Genomic DNA, 17,926 nt, shown 5'->3' with positions numbered 1-17,926 from the left:
CCCTCACCCCTTCCAGCAGGCCACGAAGTGGCCGGACGCGACCTCGGTGACCGGCGGCTCCTCGGCGCACCTGGCGAACGCCTTCGGGCAGCGGTCCCGGAAGCGGCAGCCGGCGGGCGGGTTGAGCAGCGAGGGCGGGCCGCCGGGGATGCCGGACAGCCGCCGCTCGGCGTACCGCACGCCGACCTCGGGCAGCGAGGAGATGAGCAGCTGGGTGTACGGGTGCCGGGGCTTGCTCACGATCGCGGACGCGCTCGCCTTCTCCACGAGCCTGCCCGCGTACATGACCATGATCGTGTCGGCGATCTGGTACGTGAGCGAGATGTCGTGGGTGACGAAGATCATGCTCTTCACGAAGCCGCGGTCCCGGAACCCGGCCAGCGCCTTGGCCACCGCCTTCTGGGTGGACACGTCCAGCGCCGAGGTGACCTCGTCGGCGATGAGCAGCGACGGGTTGAGCAGCGTGGAGATCACCATGACGGTGCGCTGCTTCATGCCGCCGGACAGCTCGATCGGGTACCGGCCCAGCACGTCCGGGTCGAGCCCGACGAGCCTCAGCCGGCGCAGCAGCTCCTCCTCCACGTCCGCGTACCGCACGCCGCGGGACTCCACCAGCTCGCGGATCATCCGGCCGATGCGGCGGGTGGGGTTGAGCGCGCTCATCGAGTACTGCGGGATGAGCGAGATCCGGTGGTACCGGTAGCGGTTCATCGCGGCGTCGTCGCCGATCGGCAGCTCCTCCCCGTCGAGCTCGACGGTGCCGCCGCGCAGCCGCATCCGCCCGTCCATCCGGATCAGGGCCTTGCCGAGGGTGGACTTGCCGCAGCCGGACTCCCCCGCCAGCCCGAGGATCTCGGCGTCGCCGATCTCGAAGGTGACGCCGTCGAGGGCCTTCACCTCGCCCCGCAGGGTCTTGTAGTACACCTTCAGGTCGGTCACGCGGAGCGTCATCAGGTCTCCCGCAGCTTGGGGTTGAACACCTCGTCGAGGCCCACGTTCATCACGTACAGCGAGCCGACGATGGCGGTGATGCCGGCGCCGGGCGGCACGAACCACCACCACATGCCCAGGTGGAGGGCGTTCCACTGGGCGGCGTTGTTGAGCATGAGGCCGAGTGAGATGCCCTGGGTGGGGCCGAGGCCGATGAAGTCGAGCGACGCGCCGATGAGGATCGCCCCGCCGAACAGCAGGATGAACGTCATGAACAGGTAGGAGCTCATGTTCGGGGCGATCTCCCGCGTGATGATCTTCCAGGTGCTCACCCCGCTGAGCCGGGCGAGGTCGGTGAAGTCGCGGGCGCGCAGCGAGAGCGTCTGCGCGCGGATCGCCCGGGCCGCCCACGGCCAGGAGGTGAGCCCGATGAACACCGCCTGCACGGTGAGGCTGCGCACCCCGAGGTAGGCGTTGATCACCAGCAGTACGGCGAGCGCCGGCAGCACGAGCACCACGTTGGTGAGGGCGTTGAGGATCTCGTCGACGATCCCGCCCCGGTAGCCCGCGGTGAAGCCGACCACCATGCCGATCACCGCGGCGATGCCGCCGCCGAGCGCGCCGACGTGGAACGTCGCCCGCAGGCCGTGCACGAACTGGGCGAACACGTCCTGGCCGAAGTGGGTGGTGCCGAACCAGTGCTCGCCCGAGGGCGGTTGCGCGGCGAGCCCCACGTAGGCGTTGGGGTCGCCGGCCAGCAGCAGCGGGCCGATCAGTGCGGTCAGCAGCAGCAGCGTGAACACCGCGAGCCCGGCCAGCAGCTTGCCGTTGCGCACCGCGAAGTAGAGGGTCTCCGCGAGCGCGCCGCGCGGCGCCGCCGCGCCCGCCGGGGCCGGGGCCACCGCACCCGGCGCGGCAGCCGTACCGGCGGCTCCGGCCGTGCCGGACGGCTCGGTGTCCGGGGTCGTCATGCCGCACCTCCCAGTCCCGTCCGGGTCCGCGGATCCACCACGGTGTAGACGATGTCGATGAGGAAGTTGGCGATCAGCACGCCGACGACGATGAACAGGAACGTGCCCTGGAGCAGGAAGAAGTCCTGGTTCTGGATCGCCTTGAGGATGAGGTGGCCGAGCCCCGGATAGGAGAAGACGACCTCGGTGACGAGCGCGCCCGCCACCAGGGTGCCGAGCTGCAGGGCCAGCCCGGTGATCTGCGGCAGCATGGCGTTGCGGAAGGCGTAGCGGCGGATCAGCCTGGCCGGCGCGCCGAGCGCGGCCAGGTAGTTCGCGTAGTCCGCCTCCAGCTCGTAGATGATCATGTTGCGCATGCCGATCGCCCAGCCGCCGAACGCCACGATGAACAGCGAGGCGAACGGCAGGAACCAGTGCAGCGCCAGGTCGGCGACGAACTCCAACGACCAGCTCGGCTGCAGCTCGAAGCTGTACCCGCCGGCGACCGGGAGGATCCCGGCGACCACGCCGAGCCCCCAGGCCAGCAGGATCGCCAGCCACATGTAGGGCGTGGCGGTGAGGATGTAGCCGACCGGCAGCATGGTGTTGTCGAGCCACCTGCGCCGGGCGGCGAACGCGCCGAACCAGTTGCCCGCGATCCAGCTCAGCAGGATCGCCGGGAGCAGCAGGGCGATCGTGTACGGCACGGCCCGCACGATCACGTCCCACACCGGGGTCGGGAAGAGCATGATGCTGATCCCGAGGTCGCCGCGGAACAGCGCGATCCAGAAGTTGACGTACTGTTCGAAGATCGGCCGGTCGAAGCCGAAGAGGCTGTTGTAGTACGACCGCATGGCCTCCACGGCCTCCGGCTGCGCCAGGCTCGCCCGGGCGATCATGCTCGACACCGGGTCGCCGGGCATGAACCGCGGGATCATCCAGTTGACCGTGACGGCGACGAAGAAGGTCAGCCCGTAGACGAGCAGTTTTCTCAGCAGGTAGCGCCGCAAGACGTTCCTCCCCGATGGCTGTGCGGGACGGTGGACGGGGGCCTCCCCGCCGCGCGGCACGGCGGGGAGGCGTCGTCACGAGGCCGGACGGCCGCCGCCGTCACCGGCCCGCCGGCTGCAGCTCGGTGAGCATGAGGATGGCGCCGAGCTCGTGCCAGTTACGCCACATGGTGGGCGCGTGCTTGGGCGCGTTCGCCGCGGAGGACGGCCAGTTCTTCCAGGCGCCGCTGGTCACCTGGGACCACAGGCCGTTGTACCAGAGCGGGATGATCGGCAGCTCCTTCAGGTGCCGCTCCTGGAGCTTGGAGATGATCTCCTTCATGCCCTCCAGGTCGTCGGTCTTCTTGTTGTCGAGCCGCCGGACCAGCTCCCAGGCCTCCTTGTCCTCGTAGCGGCCGAAGTTCACCGTGTTCTGCTGCTTACGGATGGGCAGCTGGTACATGTAGTCGTAGTAGTGCCACGGGGTGCTGGCCAGCTGCCGCTCGTTGTTGATGAGCATGTCGAACCTGCCGGCCGAGCGGGCGTCGACGAGCGCGTTGAAGTCCGGGAACTCGGGGTTGAGGTTGATCCCGACGGCCTTGGCGCCCTCGGAGATCACCCGGATCGACTCCATCCAGTCGGTCCACCCGGCCGGGACGATGATCTTCAGGTCGATCTTGCCGCCGTCGGGCCGCTCGACGAAGCCGTCGCCGTCCCGGTCCCGGTAGCCGGCGTCCGCGAGCAGCTTCTTCGCCTTGTCCGGGTCGTAGGAGAAGCCGTGCTCGTTGACCACGTTCTGGTCGATGTACTTCTCCCACTGCGGGAGCAGGCCGGTCGGGCTCGCCGCCCGCACCAGGTTGCCGTAGACGCCCTCGACGATCTTCTTGACGTCGATGGAGTGCGCGACCGCCTTGCGGAACGCCGGGTCGTCCATCGGCTTCTTGGTGGTGTTGAGCACCAGCCAGGCGGTGTTGGCCGAGAGCATGTACGGCGGCTCGGGGTAGTAGGTGGTGATCCCGAAGTTCTTGTTCTGCACCAGGTTGGCGATGCCCGGCAGGAAGTTGTTGCTCAGGTCGAGCTGGCCCTGCAGCAGCAGGCCCATCGCGACCTCGTTGCTGGAGTTGACGATGTCGACGATGTACTTGGGCTTGACGTCCTTGCCGAGCAGCTGCGTCGCCCACCAGCCGTCACGCTTCACCCAGACCATGCGGTCCTGGTCGTGGCTGTGGTACCGGTACGGCCCGGTGCCGATCGGGTTCTCGTTGGCGCCCTCGAGCACCTCCTGCTCGGACCGGCCCTCCCAGATGTGCTTGGGCACCATCGCCCGGCTGTAGAGGTGGATCGACCACTGCTGGTAGTTGGCCTCCTTGAAGGTGAAGCGGACGGTGTGCTGGTCGACCGCCTCGGCCTTCTCCAGGAAGGTCCACAGGTTGGCGTACGGCACCGTCTCCATCTTGCCGAGCTCGAACGTGAACACCACGTCGTCGGCGGTGAACGGCCTGCCGTCCGCCCAGGTGACGCCCTGGCGCAGCTTCAGCTCGTAGACCTTGTCCTCCACCCAGGTGCCGCTCTCGGCGAGCCAGGGCACGAACTGGTCGTTGTTCGGGTCGTAGAGGAACAGCGTCTCGTAGACCAGGCCCTTGGTGCCGGTGGCGAAGTCCCACTCGCGGATGGGGTTCCAGTTCGACGGGGGACCCCACTGGGTGCCGCTCGTGTACAGCGTCTCGTGACGCGGGAACGCGCCGCTCGCGCCACCGCCGGCCGCGGGCTGGGAGGCGGGCGCGGAGCCGGTCGGCGCCGACGGCGTCTGCGACCCTCCCGAACACGCCGCGGCGGCCAGGCAGGCGGCGAGGGAAACTGCGAGAACCTTCCACCGATGGCGTCGCATCATGGATCTCCTTCCTCCGTGGCGGAGGATCTCCGATGGCGTTAAGCGGGGTCGTGCCGGCGGTTCCGGCCCCGCGGCGGCAGGCCCCGTTCCCCCGATTTCGGCGCGGCTCCGGCCCGGAGCCTTCCTGCCAACCTCCTTGTCAACGGCAACGCGGCTCAAGCAAACCAGGTTACTTAACCGGTTCAGCTCTGGCCTCCGCGCCCTTCAGGCGTCCCCGACCCCCAAGGCCGTGGATGTTCCACGGAAATGGCGCCGTACGGCACCGCCGCCCGTCTGCGTGGACGGCCATCGAACTGAACCGGATAAAGTACCGCGACGTTAAATTGGCGTGTCGGCAGTGTCAAGACGGTGCGACACCGGGTCGAAGGCAGGTGCCGAAACGTTATCCTGGGGTAATTACGGCGGTCCCGCCGGCGCCGCGCGCAAGCCTCCTAGCTTCGGTTTTGCCGGTTCGCCCGCACGGCGGGCGGGCGTGACCGGGACCGATGCCGGACGGCCGGATGAAAATTTCAGTTGACAGACCGCGACGTGCCGTATCCGCCACACCCTGTCATCGGCCGGAACGGCGACGGCCCCGGTACGGCGCGCCGGGTGCGCCGTACCGGGGCCGCATGGACCGTGACGGATCCGGTCAGACGTTGAAGCCGAGCATGCGGAGCTGCTCGCGCCCCTCGTCGGTGATCTTGTCGGGACCCCACGGGGGCAGCCACACCCAGTTGATCCGCACGTCGGAGACGAGGTCGGCGAGCGCGGAGGCGGCCTGGTCCTCGATCACGTCGGTGAGCGGGCAGGCGGCGCTGGTGAGCGTCATGTCGATGGTCGCCACGGGCGGCGCGCCCTCCTGCTCGGCCGGGTCGAGGTTGATGCCGTAGACCAGGCCGAGGTCGACCACGTTGATGCCGAGCTCCGGGTCGACGACGTCCTTGAGCGCCTCCCGCACCTGCTCGACGGTGACGCCGCCCCCGCCGGAGCCGTCCTGCGCGGCGTTGCCGCCGACCGGGGTTTCCACTGGCTTGCTCACGAGCTTCTCACCACCGCGTCCTTGTAGGCCATCCAGGCGAGCAGGGCGCACTTGACCCGCGCCGGGTACTTGGCCACCCCCGCGAACGCCACCGCGTCCCCGAGCACGGCCTCGTCCGGCTCCACCTGTCCCCGGCCGTGCATGAGCCGGGTGAACTCGTCCACGACCGACAGCGTGTCCTCCACCCGCGAGCCGACGGTGAGCTCGTACAGCACCGAGGCCGCGGCCTGGCTGATCGAACAGCCCTGGCCCTCGTAGGAGACGTCCGCCACGTGCCGGCCGCCGTCCGCGCCCTCCTTCAGCTTGACCCGCATGGTGATCTCGTCACCACAGGTCGGGTTCACGTGGTGGACCTCGGCGTCGTACGGCTCGCGCAGGCCTCTCCCCTGCGGGTGCTTGTAGTGCTCCAGGATCAGCTCCTGGTAGAGCGACTCGGCGATCATCTATCCGAAGACTTTCTTGACGTGGTGAAGGCCGCGGACCAGGGCGTCGATCTCGGCCGTGGTGTTGTACAGGTACAACGACACCCGCGTGGTGGCGGGTATTCCGAACCGCAGGTGCAGCGGCCGGGCGCAGTGGTGCCCGACCCGCACCGCGATGCCGAACACGTCGTCGAGGATCTGCCCCACGTCGTGCGGGTGGATGTCGGGCAGCGTGAAGGAGATGGTACCCCCGCGGTCGGCCAGGTCGGACGGACCGATGAGGCGCAGGCCGTCGATCTCCTTGAGCGCGCCGAGCGCGTAGGCGGTGAGCTCGAGCTCGTGCTCGCGGATCGCGTCCATGCCGACGGCGGTGAGGTAGTCGACGGCGGCGCCGAGCCCGACCGCCTCCACGATCGGCGGGGTGCCGGCCTCGAACTTGTGCGGCACCGGCGCGTAGGTCGAGCGGTCCATCCAGACCGCCTCGATCATCTCGCCGCCGCCGAGGAACGGCGGCATCGCCTCCAGCAGCTCACGCCGCCCCCACAGCACGCCGATGCCGGACGGGCCGACCATCTTGTGGCCGGTGAACGCGACGAAGTCCACGCCGAGCGCGGCCACGTCCACCTTCTGGTGCGGCACCGACTGCGAGGCGTCGAGCATCATGAGCGCGCCGACCTCGCGGGCCCGGGCGAGCACCGGGGCGACCGGGTTGACCGTGCCCAGCACGTTCGACTGGTGCACGATCGACACGATCTTGGTGCGCTCGGTGACGATCTCGTCGAGGCCGGACAGGTCGAGCCGGCCGTCGTCGGTCACCGGGAACCAGCGCAGCGTGGCGCCGGTGCGCTGGGCGAGGAGCTGCCACGGCACGATGTTGCTGTGGTGCTCCATCTCGGTGATGACGATCTCGTCGCCGGGGCCCATGGCGAACCGCTCGTCGGTGCAGACCGGGTTGCCGAAACAGTACGCGACGAGGTTGAGCGCCTCGGAGGCGTTCTTGGTGAACACGACCTCGTCGCGGCTCGGCGCGCCGATGAACGCGGCCACCTTGTCCCGGGCACCCTCGTACGCCTCGGTGGACTCGCTGCCGAGCACGTGGAGGGCGCGGCCCACGTTGCCGTAGTGGGCCGCCATGTGCTCGCGCATCGCCTCGATCACCTGGACCGGCTTCTGCGAGGAGTTGCCGGAGTCCAGGTAGATCAGCGGCCGTCCGCCGGGCAGCTCGCGCGAGAGGATGGGGAAGTCCTTGCGGATCCTCTCCACGTCGAAGGTTGTGCTCATCGCCGCCTCGTCATCTCCGTCGCGCCCGTTGTGCCGAGCCGGTGGGTCACGCCGACGCCTTCGCGGCCTGGACGTAGCGCTCGTAGCCCTCGGCCTCGAGGCGCTCGGCCAGCTCGGGGCCGCCCTCCTCGACGACCCGCCCGCCCGCGAACACGTGCACGTAGTCGGGCCGCACGTACCGGAGGATGCGCGTGTAGTGGGTGATGAGCAGCACGCCGGTGCCCTCGCGGGCGCGGAACCGGTTGATGCCCTCGGAGACCACGCGCAGCGCGTCGACGTCGAGGCCGGAGTCGGTCTCGTCGAGGACCGCGATCTTCGGCTTGAGCAGCTCGAGCTGCAGGATCTCGTGGCGCTTCTTCTCCCCGCCGGAGAAGCCCTCGTTGAGGTTGCGCTGGGCGAACGACGGGTCGATGGCGAGCGCGTCCATGCCGGCGCGCAGCTCCTTGGAGAAGTCGCGCAGCTTCGGCGCCTCGCCGCGCACCGCGGTCACCGCGGAGCGCAGGAAGTTCGACACGCTGACGCCGGGCACCTCGACCGGGTACTGCATCGCCAGGAACAGGCCGGCGCGGGCCCGCTCGTCGACGCTCATCTCCAGCACGTTCTCACCGTCGAGCAGCACCTCGCCGCCGGTGACGGTGTACTTGGGGTGGCCGGCGATGGCGTAGGCGAGCGTCGACTTGCCCGAGCCGTTCGGGCCCATGATGGCGTGCGTCTCCCCCGCCCGGACGGTCAGGTCAACGCCGTTGAGGATCTGCTTGTCGTCAACGGCGACTCGCAGGTCTCGAATCTCCAGAACGGACACTTAGGAATCTCCATCAATGTCGAGCGAGACGAGTACGTCATCGCCGTCGATCTTCACTCGGTACACCGGGACCGGCCGGGTGGCCGGCGGGCCGGTGGGCTTGCCGGTGCGGATGTCGAAGCACGAGCCGTGCAGCCAGCACTCCAGGGCGCCGTCGTAGACGTCGCCCTCGCTGAGCCGTACCTCGGCGTGCGAGCACACGTCGTGCAGCGCGTTGACCTCCCGGCCGTGCCGCACCAGCGCGACCGGCGTGTCGCCGACCTCGACCCCGAGCACGCCCCCGTCGGGGATGTCCTCCAGGGAACAGACCTTGACGTACGTCACTTCTCCAGCTCCGCCTCCACCGCGGCGAGCACCCGCTCGCGCAGCTCCGGAACCGAGATGCGCTCGATCAGCTCGCCGAAGAAGCCCATGATCACCAGACGGCGGGCCTCCTCGTACGGCACGCCGCGGGACTGCAGGTAGAACAGGTGCTCGTCCTCGAGGCGGCCGGAGGCCGAGGCATGCCCGGCGCCGACGACCTCGCCGGTGAGGATCTCCAGGTTCGGCACCGAGTCGGCGCGGGCGCCGTCGGTGAGCACGAGGTTGCGGTTGTACTCGTAGGTGTCGGTCCCGGTCGCCTCGGCGCGGATGATCACGTCGCCGATCCAGACCGTGTGCGCGCCCTCGCCCTGCAGCGCGCCCTTGTAGAGCACGTTGCTGCGGCAGTTCGGCACGGTGTGGTCGACCAGGATGCGGTGCTCCAGGTGCTGGCCGGCGTCGGCGAAGTACAGGCCGTACAGCTCGGCGTCGGCGCCCGGGGCGGTGTAGGCGATCGAGGGCGACAGCCGTACCAGGTCGCCGCCGAGGGTCGCCACGAACGAGCGGAACACCGAGTCGCGGCCGAGCCGGGTGTGGTGGTGGGAGACGTGCACCGCGTCGTCCTCCCACTCCTGCAGGCTCACCACCCGCAGCGTGGCGCCGTCGCCGATCACGAACTCGACGTTGTCGGCGTAGGCCGCGCTGCCGGTGTGCTCGATGACGACGGTCGCCTCGGCGAGCTCGCCCACGTTGACGACGAGGTGGCCGTAGGCGGCGCCCCCGCCCTCGCCGCGCACCCGGACGGTGATCGGCCGGTCGAGCGTCTCGTTCGCCGGGACCGTGATGATCACGGCCTTCTCGAACGAGACGTACGCCTGGGCGGCGACCCGGTCGGCGGGCTGGAACGCGCGGCCGACGCGCGGGTCCTCGCGGCCCGCCGAGTCGACCATGACCTGGTCGGGCGCGTCCACCTCGACCGCGACCGAGCCGGAGGGCTCGGCCGTGCCGTTGTGCAGCCCCTTGAGCCGGGACAGCGGGGTGAACCGCCAGTCCTCCTCGCGGCCGGTCGGGACCGGGAAGAGCCGGTCGAGGTCGCCCGCGCTGAGCGTCGCGGCGTCCACGGCCAGGGCGTCGCGGCGGGTCGACAGCGGCTTGACGGTCTCCAGGCCCATGGTCAGCCCACCGCTCCTTCCATCTGCAGCTCGATCAGCCGGTTGAGCTCGAGCGCGTACTCCATGGGCAGCTCGCGGGCGATCGGCTCGACGAAGCCGCGCACGATCATCGCCATCGCCTCGTCCTCGGACAGGCCGCGGCTCATCAGGTAGAACAGCTGGTCCTCGGAGACCTTGGAGACCGTGGCCTCGTGGCCCATGGCGACGTCGTCCTCGCGGACGTCGACGTACGGGTAGGTGTCGGACCGGCTGATGGTGTCGACGAGCAGCGCGTCGCACTTCACCGACGAGGACGAGCCCGCGGCGCCCTCCTCGATCTGGACCAGGCCGCGGTAGGAGGTGCGGCCGCCGCCGCGCGCCACCGACTTCGACACGATCGTCGAGGAGGTCCGCGGCGCCAGGTGGACCATCTTGGCCCCGGCGTCCTGGTGCTGGCCCTCACCGGCGAACGCGACCGACAGCGTCTCGCCCTTGGCGTGCTCGCCCATGAGGTAGACGGCCGGGTACTTCATCGTCACCTTGGAGCCGATGTTGCCGTCGATCCACTCCATGGTCGCGCCCTCGTAGGCGACGGCGCGCTTGGTGACGAGGTTATAGACGTTGGTCGACCAGTTCTGGATGGTCGTGTACCGGCACCGGGCGTTCTTCTTGACGATGATCTCGACGACCGCGCTGTGCAGCGAGTCCGAGCGGTAGATCGGCGCGGTGCAGCCCTCGACGTAGTGCACGTAGGCGCCCTCGTCGACGATGATCAGCGTCCGCTCGAACTGGCCCATGTTCTCGGTGTTGATCCGGAAGTAGGCCTGGAGCGGGATCTCCACGTGCACGCCCGGCGGCACGTAGATGAACGAGCCGCCCGACCACACCGCGGTGTTGAGCGCGGCGAACTTGTTGTCGCCGGCCGGGACCACCGACCCGAAGTACTCCTTGAAGATCTCCGGGTGCTCCTTGAGGCCGGTGTCGGTGTCGAGGAAGATGACGCCCTTCTGCTCGAGGTCCTCGCGGATCTTGTGGTAGACCACCTCGGACTCGTACTGGGCGGCGACGCCAGCGATGAGCCGCTTCTTCTCCGCCTCGGGGATGCCGAGCTTGTCGTAGGTGTTCTTGATGTCCGGAGGCAACTCGTCCCAGGAGGTGGCCTGCTTCTCGGTCGAACGGACGAAGTACTTGATCTGGTCGAAGTCAATGCCGGAGAGGTCGGCGCCCCAGGTCGGCATGGGCTTCTTCTGGAACAGGCGCAGGCCCTTCAGCCGCAGGTCGAGCATCCACTCCGGCTCGTTCTTGAGCGCGGAGATGTTGCGGACGACCTCCTCGGACAGGCCGCGGCGCGCCGCGGCTCCGGCGGCGTCGGGGTCGGCCCAGCCGAACTTGTAATTCCCGAGGCCTGCCAGCTCCGGGCGGTCGGTGACAGTCACCCTCCGGTCTCCTTGCTCATCTCCGTGATGCGTACTTTGCGCTTCGCGTTGTTGATATGTCTGGTTTTCTCCGGGCCGTGGGTGGTGCGTGCCGCCGTGCGGATGACGCGTCCACCGGAGTGCCTGCCCCACGGCGTTCGGGTCGTCGGGTTGAGTTGTCGCTGCGGGTCCGCCGGCTCAGGCGTCGTCCGGGGACTCCCCGGGCGGCGCGTGTTTGCGCCGTACGGCGAGCGCGTGCGGGCTGACGTGGGTGGTGCACACCCCGTCGCCGTGCGCGATCGTGGCGAGCCGCTGCACCGGCGTGCCGAGCAGCCGGGCGAACGCCTCGGTCTCGGCCTCGCACAGCTGCGGGAACTCGGCCGCGACGTGCGCGACCGGGCAGTGGTGCTGGCAGAGCTGCTCGCCCCCGGACTTGGCCTGGCTCGCGGAGGCGGCGTAGCCGTCCGCGGACAGGGCCTGGGCGAGCACACGCACCCGCTGCTCGACGGGCACCTGGCGCATCGTCGGGGCAAGCCGCTCGACGAGCCCGGCCACCTGGGACCTGGCGAACTCGGCCACCGCCTCCTCGCCGACCCGCTCGGCGATGAACCGGAGCGCGCTTCCGGCCAGGTCGTCGTAGGCGTGCTCGAAGGCGCTGCGGCCCGCGTCCGTGATCACGAACAGCTTCGCCGGGCGCCCCCGCCCGCGCCGGCCGATGGGCCGGACGTCGCGCGGCTCGATCAGCCCTTCGGCGAGCAGCGCGTCGAGGTGCCGCCGCACCGCCGCCGGGGTGAGGCCGAGCCGCTCGCCGAGCGCGGCGGCGGTGATCGGTCCGTGTTCGAGGATGAGCCGGGCCACGCGCGCCCGCGTGCCCCGCTCGCCCGCACCCGACAGCACGCCGACGGGAACGCCGCCGGACACGCGGGACGACCGCGCCGCGGCCTCCTGCCTGCCCCGCTTCATCCCCGCCATGTTTTTCACAACATCAGTGTGGCGTAATTCCTTCCCGCAGCACAAACCCTGTCGCGACATCGTGATGATGACGTGTGTCACGCAGGGAAGCCTTACCTAACCTTCCGTGCACCGCCCTGCCGTGGCCGCCGTACGGGCTCGTGCGCCCGCCGGCGCCGGATCCGCGCCGGGACACGGCCGGGCGGAGGCGTTTCGACGGGAACGCCGCGGAGTGGGCGATTCATTCCGTGCGCCCCGGGACCGAAAGGGACAAACACCTCCTTTTAGTCCCAAATGTGTGTTGATCCCCGGTAAAGAAGATCCGGCTCGTATCATTCGCGCTGTGTCGTATCCCAACGGCCCCACGCCGTATCCCCCGCCCGATCCGCGCGGCAACGGCCCGTCCGGGCACCTGGCGGGGGGACGCCGGGCGCTGAGCCTCGTGTGGGCGCTGTCCCCGGTGTTCACCTGCGGGGTGGCGACCTTCGCGGCGATCGGCTTCGCGGCGATACGGCTGCGTAGCACGTTCCATGCGCTGGCCGCCGTGGGGTATTTCGCCGCGCTCCTCGGCATGGTCGCCCTGGCCGACTCCGATGACACCCTGACCGGCCTGGTGCTCCTGGCGCTGTGGGGGCTCCTGCTGGTCGGCGGCGTGGTGCACGCCCTCCTCATCCGGGAGGCGGTCTTCGCACCGTCGGGCGCGAGCCCGCCGCCCTCGGCACCGCCGGGCGTCTCCGCGCCCCCGGCGCCCGCCGGCCACGCCACGCCGTACCCGCCGGGGGTGGTCACGCCGCCCGGGTACGGCCCCGCCCCCGGTTCCTGGCCACCGGTCCCGCCGGGGCCCGGCGCGCGCGGATGGGCGACCGTGCCCGGGCAGGGCGGCCCGGCCGCCACGCCGCCGGGGCCCGCCTGGGGCCCGGCGGGCGGCACGGGGCCGGGCCGGCAGCGGTGGTTCGGCCCGTACCTGCTGCTCGACCGGCTCGGCGAGGGCGGGCAGGGCGCGGTCTTCCTCGCCCGGCACCCCGACGGCTCGCCGGTGGCGCTGAAGCTGCTGCACCACCGGCTCAGCGACACCGAGCGGGAGAGCTTCATGCGCGAGCTCACCGCGGCCCGGCGCGTGCCCTCGTTCTCCACCGCCCGGATCCTCGACGCGGGCGTGCTCGACGGCATCGCCTACATCGTCAGCGAGTACGTCGACGGCCCGTCGCTGCAGCGCAAGGTGGAGGAGTCCGGCCCGCTGGGCGGCGACAGCCTCATCCGGCTCGCCATCGCCACCTCGGGCGCGCTCGCCGCGATCCACAAGGCCGGGATCGTGCACCGCGACTTCAAGCCGGCGAACGTGCTGCTCGCCTCGGACGGGCCGCGCGTGATCGACTTCGGGGTGGCGAAGGCGCTCGACCAGACCACCACCACCGCGGGCGTCAAGGGCACCCCGCTCTACATGTCCCCCGAGCAGATCAACGGCGAGCCGGTCACGCCCGCCTCGGACATGTTCAGCTGGGCGTCGACGATGATCTACGGCGGCACCGGCCGGGTGCCGTTCGCCGGCACCAATCCCTACCAGGTGCTCCATCAGATCGTCTCCAAGGAGCCGGACCTGTCCGGCCTGCCGGAGCCGCTGGTGCGGCCGATCGCCGCCTGCCTCGACAAGAACCCCCGCAACCGCCCCCAGGCCGCGGAGCTGATCGCGGCCATCACCGGCTGACCGGCACGGCCCGCACCGCGCCCGGGGCGTGGCGGTGAGCCCGTCGGGGACTCCCTAGACTCGTGGCATGAGCTCCCCTGCCGTCGAGGTCGTCGACCTGGTGAAGCGGTACGGCCGGCTGACCGCGGTCGACGGCCTGAGCTTCGCCGCGGAGTCCGGCGCCGTCACCGCGATCCTCGGGCCGAACGGCGCCGGGAAGACCACCACGATCGAGATCTGCGAGGGGTTCCGGCAGGCGGACGGCGGCACGGTGCGGGTGCTCGGCCTGCCGCCGTCGCGGCGGGAGCTGCGCGCCCGCGTCGGGATCATGCCGCAGACCGGCGGGGTGCCGCCGGCGATGCGCTGCGGCGAGTGGCTGCGGCTGGTCGCCCGCTTCCACGCCCACCCGCTCGACCCGGGCGCGCTGCTGGAGCGGCTCGGGCTCGCCGCCCACGCCCGCACGCCGTACCGCAGGCTCTCCGGCGGGCAGCAGCAGCGGCTCTCCCTCGCCGCCGCCCTGATCGGCCGCCCCGAGCTGGTGTTCCTCGACGAGCCCACCGCGGGCATGGACCCCCAGGCCCGCCGGTCCTGCTGGGATCTGATCGGCGAGCTGCGCGCGGCGGGGGTGTCGGTGGTGCTCACCACACACTTCATGGACGAGGCCGAGAAGCTCGCCGACCACGTCGTGATCATAGACCGGGGCCGGGTGGTCGCCGAGGGCACGCCCGCCGAGCTCACCGGCGCCGAGCGGCAGCTGCGCTTCCGCGCCCGCCCCGGCCTCAACCTCGACGAGCTGCTCAAGGCGCTGCCCGCGGGCAGCGCGGCCAAGGAGTCCCCCGCGGGCCACTACATCATCGAGGGCGACGTCGGCCCCGAGCTGCTCGCCACGGTCACCGCCTGGTGCGCCGCCGAGGGCGTGACCACCGAGGACCTCAGCATCGAGCGCCGCACCCTCGAGGACGTCTTCCTCGAGCTCACCGGCCGCGAGCTGCGCTGACCCGCGGAGAGTTGGAGGCACCGTGACCACGCTGGACTTCACCCCCGCGCCCGGGGCCGCGCCGCTGCCGCGCATGGTCCTCGCCCAGGCGGGCGCGGAGATGCGGGCCATGCTCCGCAACGGCGAGCAGCTCCTGCTCACCATGGTCATCCCGATCCTCGTGCTCGTCGGGTTCTCCACCGCGCCGCTGCTGGATCTCCCCGGGGAACGCCGGATCGACTACGTGACGCCCGGGGTGCTCGCGCTGGCGATCATGTCCACCGCGTTCACCGGCCAGGCGATCGCCACCGGCTTCGAGCGCCGGTACGGCGTGCTCAAGCGGCTCGGCGCCACCCCGCTGTCCCGGCCCGGCCTGATGCTCGCCAAGACGCTCGCGATCGTCGGCGTGGAGATCGTGCAGGTGGTGCTGATCGTCGCGGTCGCGCTGGCGCTGGGGTGGCGGCCGGTGTCCGCCGGGCCGGTGGGCCCGATCCTGTTCGTGGTCGTCGGCACCGCGGCGTTCAGCGGCCTCGGGCTGCTCATGGCCGGGACGCTGCGGGCCGAGGCCACGCTCGCCGCGGCCAACCTCGTCTACCTCGTCCTGCTCGGCCTCGGCGGCGTCGTGTTCCCCATCGACCGGTTCCCCGGGGCGATGCAGGGCGTGCTCGAGCTGCTGCCGATCACCGCGCTCACCACCGGCCTGCGCCTCCTGCTCACCGGCGGGTCCGGCTTTCCCTACTCCGAGCTGTTCGTCCTGCTCGGCTGGGCGGTGGCCGGGCTCGCGCTCGCCGCGCTCACCTTCCGCTGGGAGTGACCCCGGCCCCGCCGCGGCGGATCTCTATGACAGGCGGATTTCCATGACAGAGGCCGCTGAATCACCGTGAACCGGGTGCCGCTACCCTTGCCTGGGCGGTAATCGCCGGACAGGGGGTGCGGATGACGGCGCAGCAGGCGTGGGCGGGCGAGCCGCTGCGCGCCCGGCGGTTCCGTCCCGGCGCGGTGCTGCGCGCGGCGTCGGACGCGATCCCGCCGCCGGGCCTCGTGCTGCTCTCGGTGCTCTCGGTGCAGCTCGGCGCGGGCCTGGCCAAGCACCTGTTCGCGGTGCTGCCGCCGAGCGCGGTGGTGTTCCTGCGGATCGCGACCGGGGCGGTCGTGGTCTGCCTCATGGTCCGGCCCCGGCTGCGCGGGCTGAGCCGTACCGACCTCGCGGTGGGGATCGCGTTCGGGGCGTCGCTCGGCCTGATGAACATGTCGTTCTACGAGGCGCTCGCCCGCATGCCGATCGGGATCGCGGTCGCGATCGAGTTCATCGGGCCGCTCGGCGTGGCGGTGGCGACCTCGCGGCGGCGGCTCGACCTGCTCTGGGTGCTGCTCGCGGGCGCGGGCGTGGTGCTGCTCGCGCCCGGCGGCGAGGGGCGGGTCACCTGGGCCGGGATCGGCTTCGCCGCGCTCGCCGGCCTGTTCTGGGCCGGGTACATCCTGCTCGGCGCCGCGGTCGGGCGCCGCATCCCGGGGCAGACCGGGCTCGGCCTGGCGATGCTCGTCGCGCTCGTGCTCTCCGCCCCGTTCGGCGTGGCCTCCGGCGGCGCGGCCCTGCTCTCCCCGGAGATCCTGCTGCTCGGCCTCGGCGTGGGCCTGCTGTCGTCGGTGATCCCGTACTCGATCGAGCTGGAGGCGCTGCGCCGCATGCCGAAGCGGGTGTTCGGCATCCTGATGAGCCTGGAGCCCGCCGCGGCGGCGCTGGTCGGCCTCGTCGTCCTCGGCGAGGTGCTCGACCTGCGGGAATGGGCCGCGATCGGGTGCGTGGTCGCCGCCTCGCTCGGCTCCACCCGCACCGCCGGCGAGGGGTGAGGCGCCCTTCCGGCGCCGCCCCGCGCGGAGGACGGCCGGGCGGCCCGGCCGGTGACGGGACCGGTGGGTCCCCCGCCTAGCATGAGTGTCGTGTCCCGCACCCATGATCCGTCCCCGAACATCGTGGCCCGCCTGCACCGGTCGGTGTGGTCACCGACCCCCGCCGACGTTCACCGCTGGGCGTTCGCCGCGATCGTCGTCAACACGCTGATCACCGTCACCGGCGCGGCGGTCCGGCTCACCGGCTCCGGCCTCGGCTGTCCGACGTGGCCGAAATGCACGCCCGACAGCTTCATCCCGGCGCCGCACGACGAGCACGCGCCGATCAACATGGCGATCGAGTTCGGCAACCGGCTGCTGACGTTCCTCGTCCTCGCCGTGGCGGTGGCCTGCTTCGTCGCGGCGCTGCGGCTCACCCCGCGCCGCGACTCCCTGGTCAAGATCGCCGCCCTGCAGCCGCTCGGCGTGGTCGCCCAGGCGGTGTGGGGCGGCGTCGTCGTGCTCATGGTGCTCCACCCGGTCACCGTGGGCGTGCACTTCCTGCTCTCCATCGGCATGATCGCCGCCTCCTACGCCCTGTACGCGCGGTCGGGCGAGGGCGACGCGCCGGTCCACCTGCTCGTGCACCGGCACATCCGCACGCTGAGTTTCGTGCTCACCGCGGCGGTGTTCGTGCTGATCGTGCTCGGCGTCGTGGTCACCGGGACCGGCCCGCACTCCGGCGACAAGCTCGCCACCCGGTTCCAGTTCGACATCGAGACGGTGACCCGGCTGCACGCCGACGCGGTGTGGGTGGTGCTGGGGCTGACGTTCGCGCTGCTGTTCGCGGTGCACATCACCGGCGGCCCCACTCTGGTACGGCGTGCCGTGCTCACGCTGCTCGCCATCGAGCTCGCCCAGGCCCTGATCGGCGCCGTCCAGTACTGGCTCGCCGTGCCCGCGGTGCTCGTCGGGCTGCACGTGCTCGGCTCGGCCCTCACCTGGATCGCGACGCTGCGCGTGGTGTTCGTGATGCGCGACCGCGACCCGATCGGCACCGTGCCGGACGCCGACCGGCTGCGCCCGGCCTCCGTCTGAGCGCGCGTCCCCGCGTCGCCGTACCCCTGCCCTCCGGCACCGTGGATCGCCCCGGGGCGGGGGACGGCGGCGCGTTCGCATGCCCGCGGCAGGAGCTCGCCGAAACTTTCACCTCGCCGCAGGCCCGGCGGCGCGCGTGCCGCGCCCGTGGCCTGGCGATTCACCCGTGGCGGGCGGATGCCCGGGACGGCCGCCCCTGGGACGGGCGGCCGCCCCGTTGTACATTCCGGTTCGT

General features: G+C 71.1%; 17 protein-coding genes. 5 read left to right on the top strand and 12 right to left on the bottom strand.

Features of this window, described 5'->3' with window-relative positions; genetic code table 11:
- Positions 1 to 3: 3 nt before the first annotated feature.
- The 12 genes from FHX40_RS10140 to FHX40_RS10085 form a co-directional block, all read right to left on the bottom strand.
- Positions 4 to 951: an ABC transporter ATP-binding protein gene (locus FHX40_RS10140; RefSeq protein WP_142259371.1), complete on the bottom strand. Its 948-nt coding sequence runs from the start codon at positions 949 to 951 to the stop codon at positions 4 to 6.
- Positions 951 to 1,901, bottom strand: a complete 951-nt coding sequence (locus FHX40_RS10135) for an ABC transporter permease (protein WP_142259370.1) — start codon at positions 1,899 to 1,901, stop codon at positions 951 to 953. The genes FHX40_RS10140 and FHX40_RS10135 overlap by 1 nt, the downstream gene beginning before the upstream one ends.
- Positions 1,898 to 2,890, bottom strand: coding sequence for an ABC transporter permease (locus FHX40_RS10130; protein ID WP_142259369.1), 993 nt, complete (start codon positions 2,888 to 2,890; stop codon positions 1,898 to 1,900). The genes FHX40_RS10135 and FHX40_RS10130 overlap by 4 nt, the downstream gene beginning before the upstream one ends.
- A gap of 100 nt (positions 2,891 to 2,990) precedes the next feature.
- The gene (locus FHX40_RS10125) at positions 2,991 to 4,757 is read right to left on the bottom strand and encodes an ABC transporter substrate-binding protein (protein WP_142259368.1); all 1,767 of its coding nucleotides are present in this window, start codon (positions 4,755 to 4,757) and stop codon (positions 2,991 to 2,993) included.
- 634 nt (positions 4,758 to 5,391) lie between these two features.
- Complete coding sequence (locus FHX40_RS10120) at positions 5,392 to 5,781, bottom strand: metal-sulfur cluster assembly factor (RefSeq protein ID WP_142259367.1); 390 nt, start codon at positions 5,779 to 5,781, stop codon at positions 5,392 to 5,394.
- On the bottom strand, positions 5,778 to 6,224 hold the full coding sequence (gene sufU / locus FHX40_RS10115) for a Fe-S cluster assembly sulfur transfer protein SufU (protein WP_142259366.1): 447 nt from the start codon (positions 6,222 to 6,224) through the stop codon (positions 5,778 to 5,780). The genes FHX40_RS10120 and sufU overlap by 4 nt, the downstream gene beginning before the upstream one ends.
- Complete coding sequence (locus FHX40_RS10110; protein WP_142259365.1) at positions 6,225 to 7,484, bottom strand: cysteine desulfurase; 1,260 nt, start codon at positions 7,482 to 7,484, stop codon at positions 6,225 to 6,227.
- Between the two features lie 46 nt (positions 7,485 to 7,530).
- Complete coding sequence (gene sufC / locus FHX40_RS10105) at positions 7,531 to 8,286, bottom strand: Fe-S cluster assembly ATPase SufC (RefSeq protein WP_142259364.1); 756 nt, start codon at positions 8,284 to 8,286, stop codon at positions 7,531 to 7,533.
- Positions 8,287 to 8,610 (bottom strand): non-heme iron oxygenase ferredoxin subunit, encoded by a 324-nt coding sequence (locus tag FHX40_RS10100; protein WP_142259363.1) that lies wholly within the window; start codon positions 8,608 to 8,610, stop codon positions 8,287 to 8,289.
- Positions 8,607 to 9,758, bottom strand: coding sequence for a Fe-S cluster assembly protein SufD (gene sufD / locus FHX40_RS10095; protein WP_142259362.1), 1,152 nt, complete (start codon positions 9,756 to 9,758; stop codon positions 8,607 to 8,609). The genes FHX40_RS10100 and sufD overlap by 4 nt, the downstream gene beginning before the upstream one ends.
- 2 nt (positions 9,759 to 9,760) lie before the next feature.
- Positions 9,761 to 11,173, bottom strand: a complete 1,413-nt coding sequence (sufB, locus tag FHX40_RS10090; protein WP_142259361.1) for a Fe-S cluster assembly protein SufB — start codon at positions 11,171 to 11,173, stop codon at positions 9,761 to 9,763.
- A 177-nt stretch (positions 11,174 to 11,350) separates the two neighbouring features.
- Complete coding sequence (locus FHX40_RS10085; RefSeq protein ID WP_373286839.1) at positions 11,351 to 12,115, bottom strand: helix-turn-helix transcriptional regulator; 765 nt, start codon at positions 12,113 to 12,115, stop codon at positions 11,351 to 11,353.
- A 331-nt stretch (positions 12,116 to 12,446) separates the two neighbouring features.
- Here FHX40_RS10085 and FHX40_RS10080 point away from each other — a divergent pair, with 331 nt between their 5' ends.
- The 5 genes from FHX40_RS10080 (at position 12,447) to FHX40_RS10060 (ending at position 17,691) form a co-directional block, all read left to right on the top strand.
- The gene (locus tag FHX40_RS10080; RefSeq protein WP_142259359.1) at positions 12,447 to 13,808 is read left to right on the top strand and encodes a serine/threonine-protein kinase; all 1,362 of its coding nucleotides are present in this window, start codon (positions 12,447 to 12,449) and stop codon (positions 13,806 to 13,808) included.
- A 67-nt stretch (positions 13,809 to 13,875) separates the two neighbouring features.
- A complete protein-coding gene (locus tag FHX40_RS10075; RefSeq protein WP_142259358.1) occupies positions 13,876 to 14,784 on the top strand; it encodes an ABC transporter ATP-binding protein in 909 nt (302 codons plus the stop codon).
- Positions 14,785 to 14,857: 73 nt separating this feature from the next.
- The gene (locus FHX40_RS10070; RefSeq protein WP_142261677.1) at positions 14,858 to 15,577 is read left to right on the top strand and encodes an ABC transporter permease; all 720 of its coding nucleotides are present in this window, start codon (positions 14,858 to 14,860) and stop codon (positions 15,575 to 15,577) included.
- Between the two features lie 122 nt (positions 15,578 to 15,699).
- Positions 15,700 to 16,614: an EamA family transporter gene (locus FHX40_RS10065; protein ID WP_142259357.1), complete on the top strand. Its 915-nt coding sequence runs from the start codon at positions 15,700 to 15,702 to the stop codon at positions 16,612 to 16,614.
- Positions 16,615 to 16,704: 90 nt separating this feature from the next.
- Positions 16,705 to 17,691: a COX15/CtaA family protein gene (locus tag FHX40_RS10060; RefSeq protein ID WP_373286838.1), complete on the top strand. Its 987-nt coding sequence runs from the start codon at positions 16,705 to 16,707 to the stop codon at positions 17,689 to 17,691.
- The last annotated feature ends 235 nt before the right edge of the window (positions 17,692 to 17,926 follow it).

It is taken from the genome of Thermopolyspora flexuosa, from assembly GCF_006716785.1.
GTDB classification, from domain to species: Bacteria; Actinomycetota; Actinomycetes; order Streptosporangiales; family Streptosporangiaceae; genus Thermopolyspora; species Thermopolyspora flexuosa.
The sequence above is the reverse complement of the archived record's forward strand: the minus strand, read 5'-3'. Positions and strand labels throughout refer to the sequence as shown.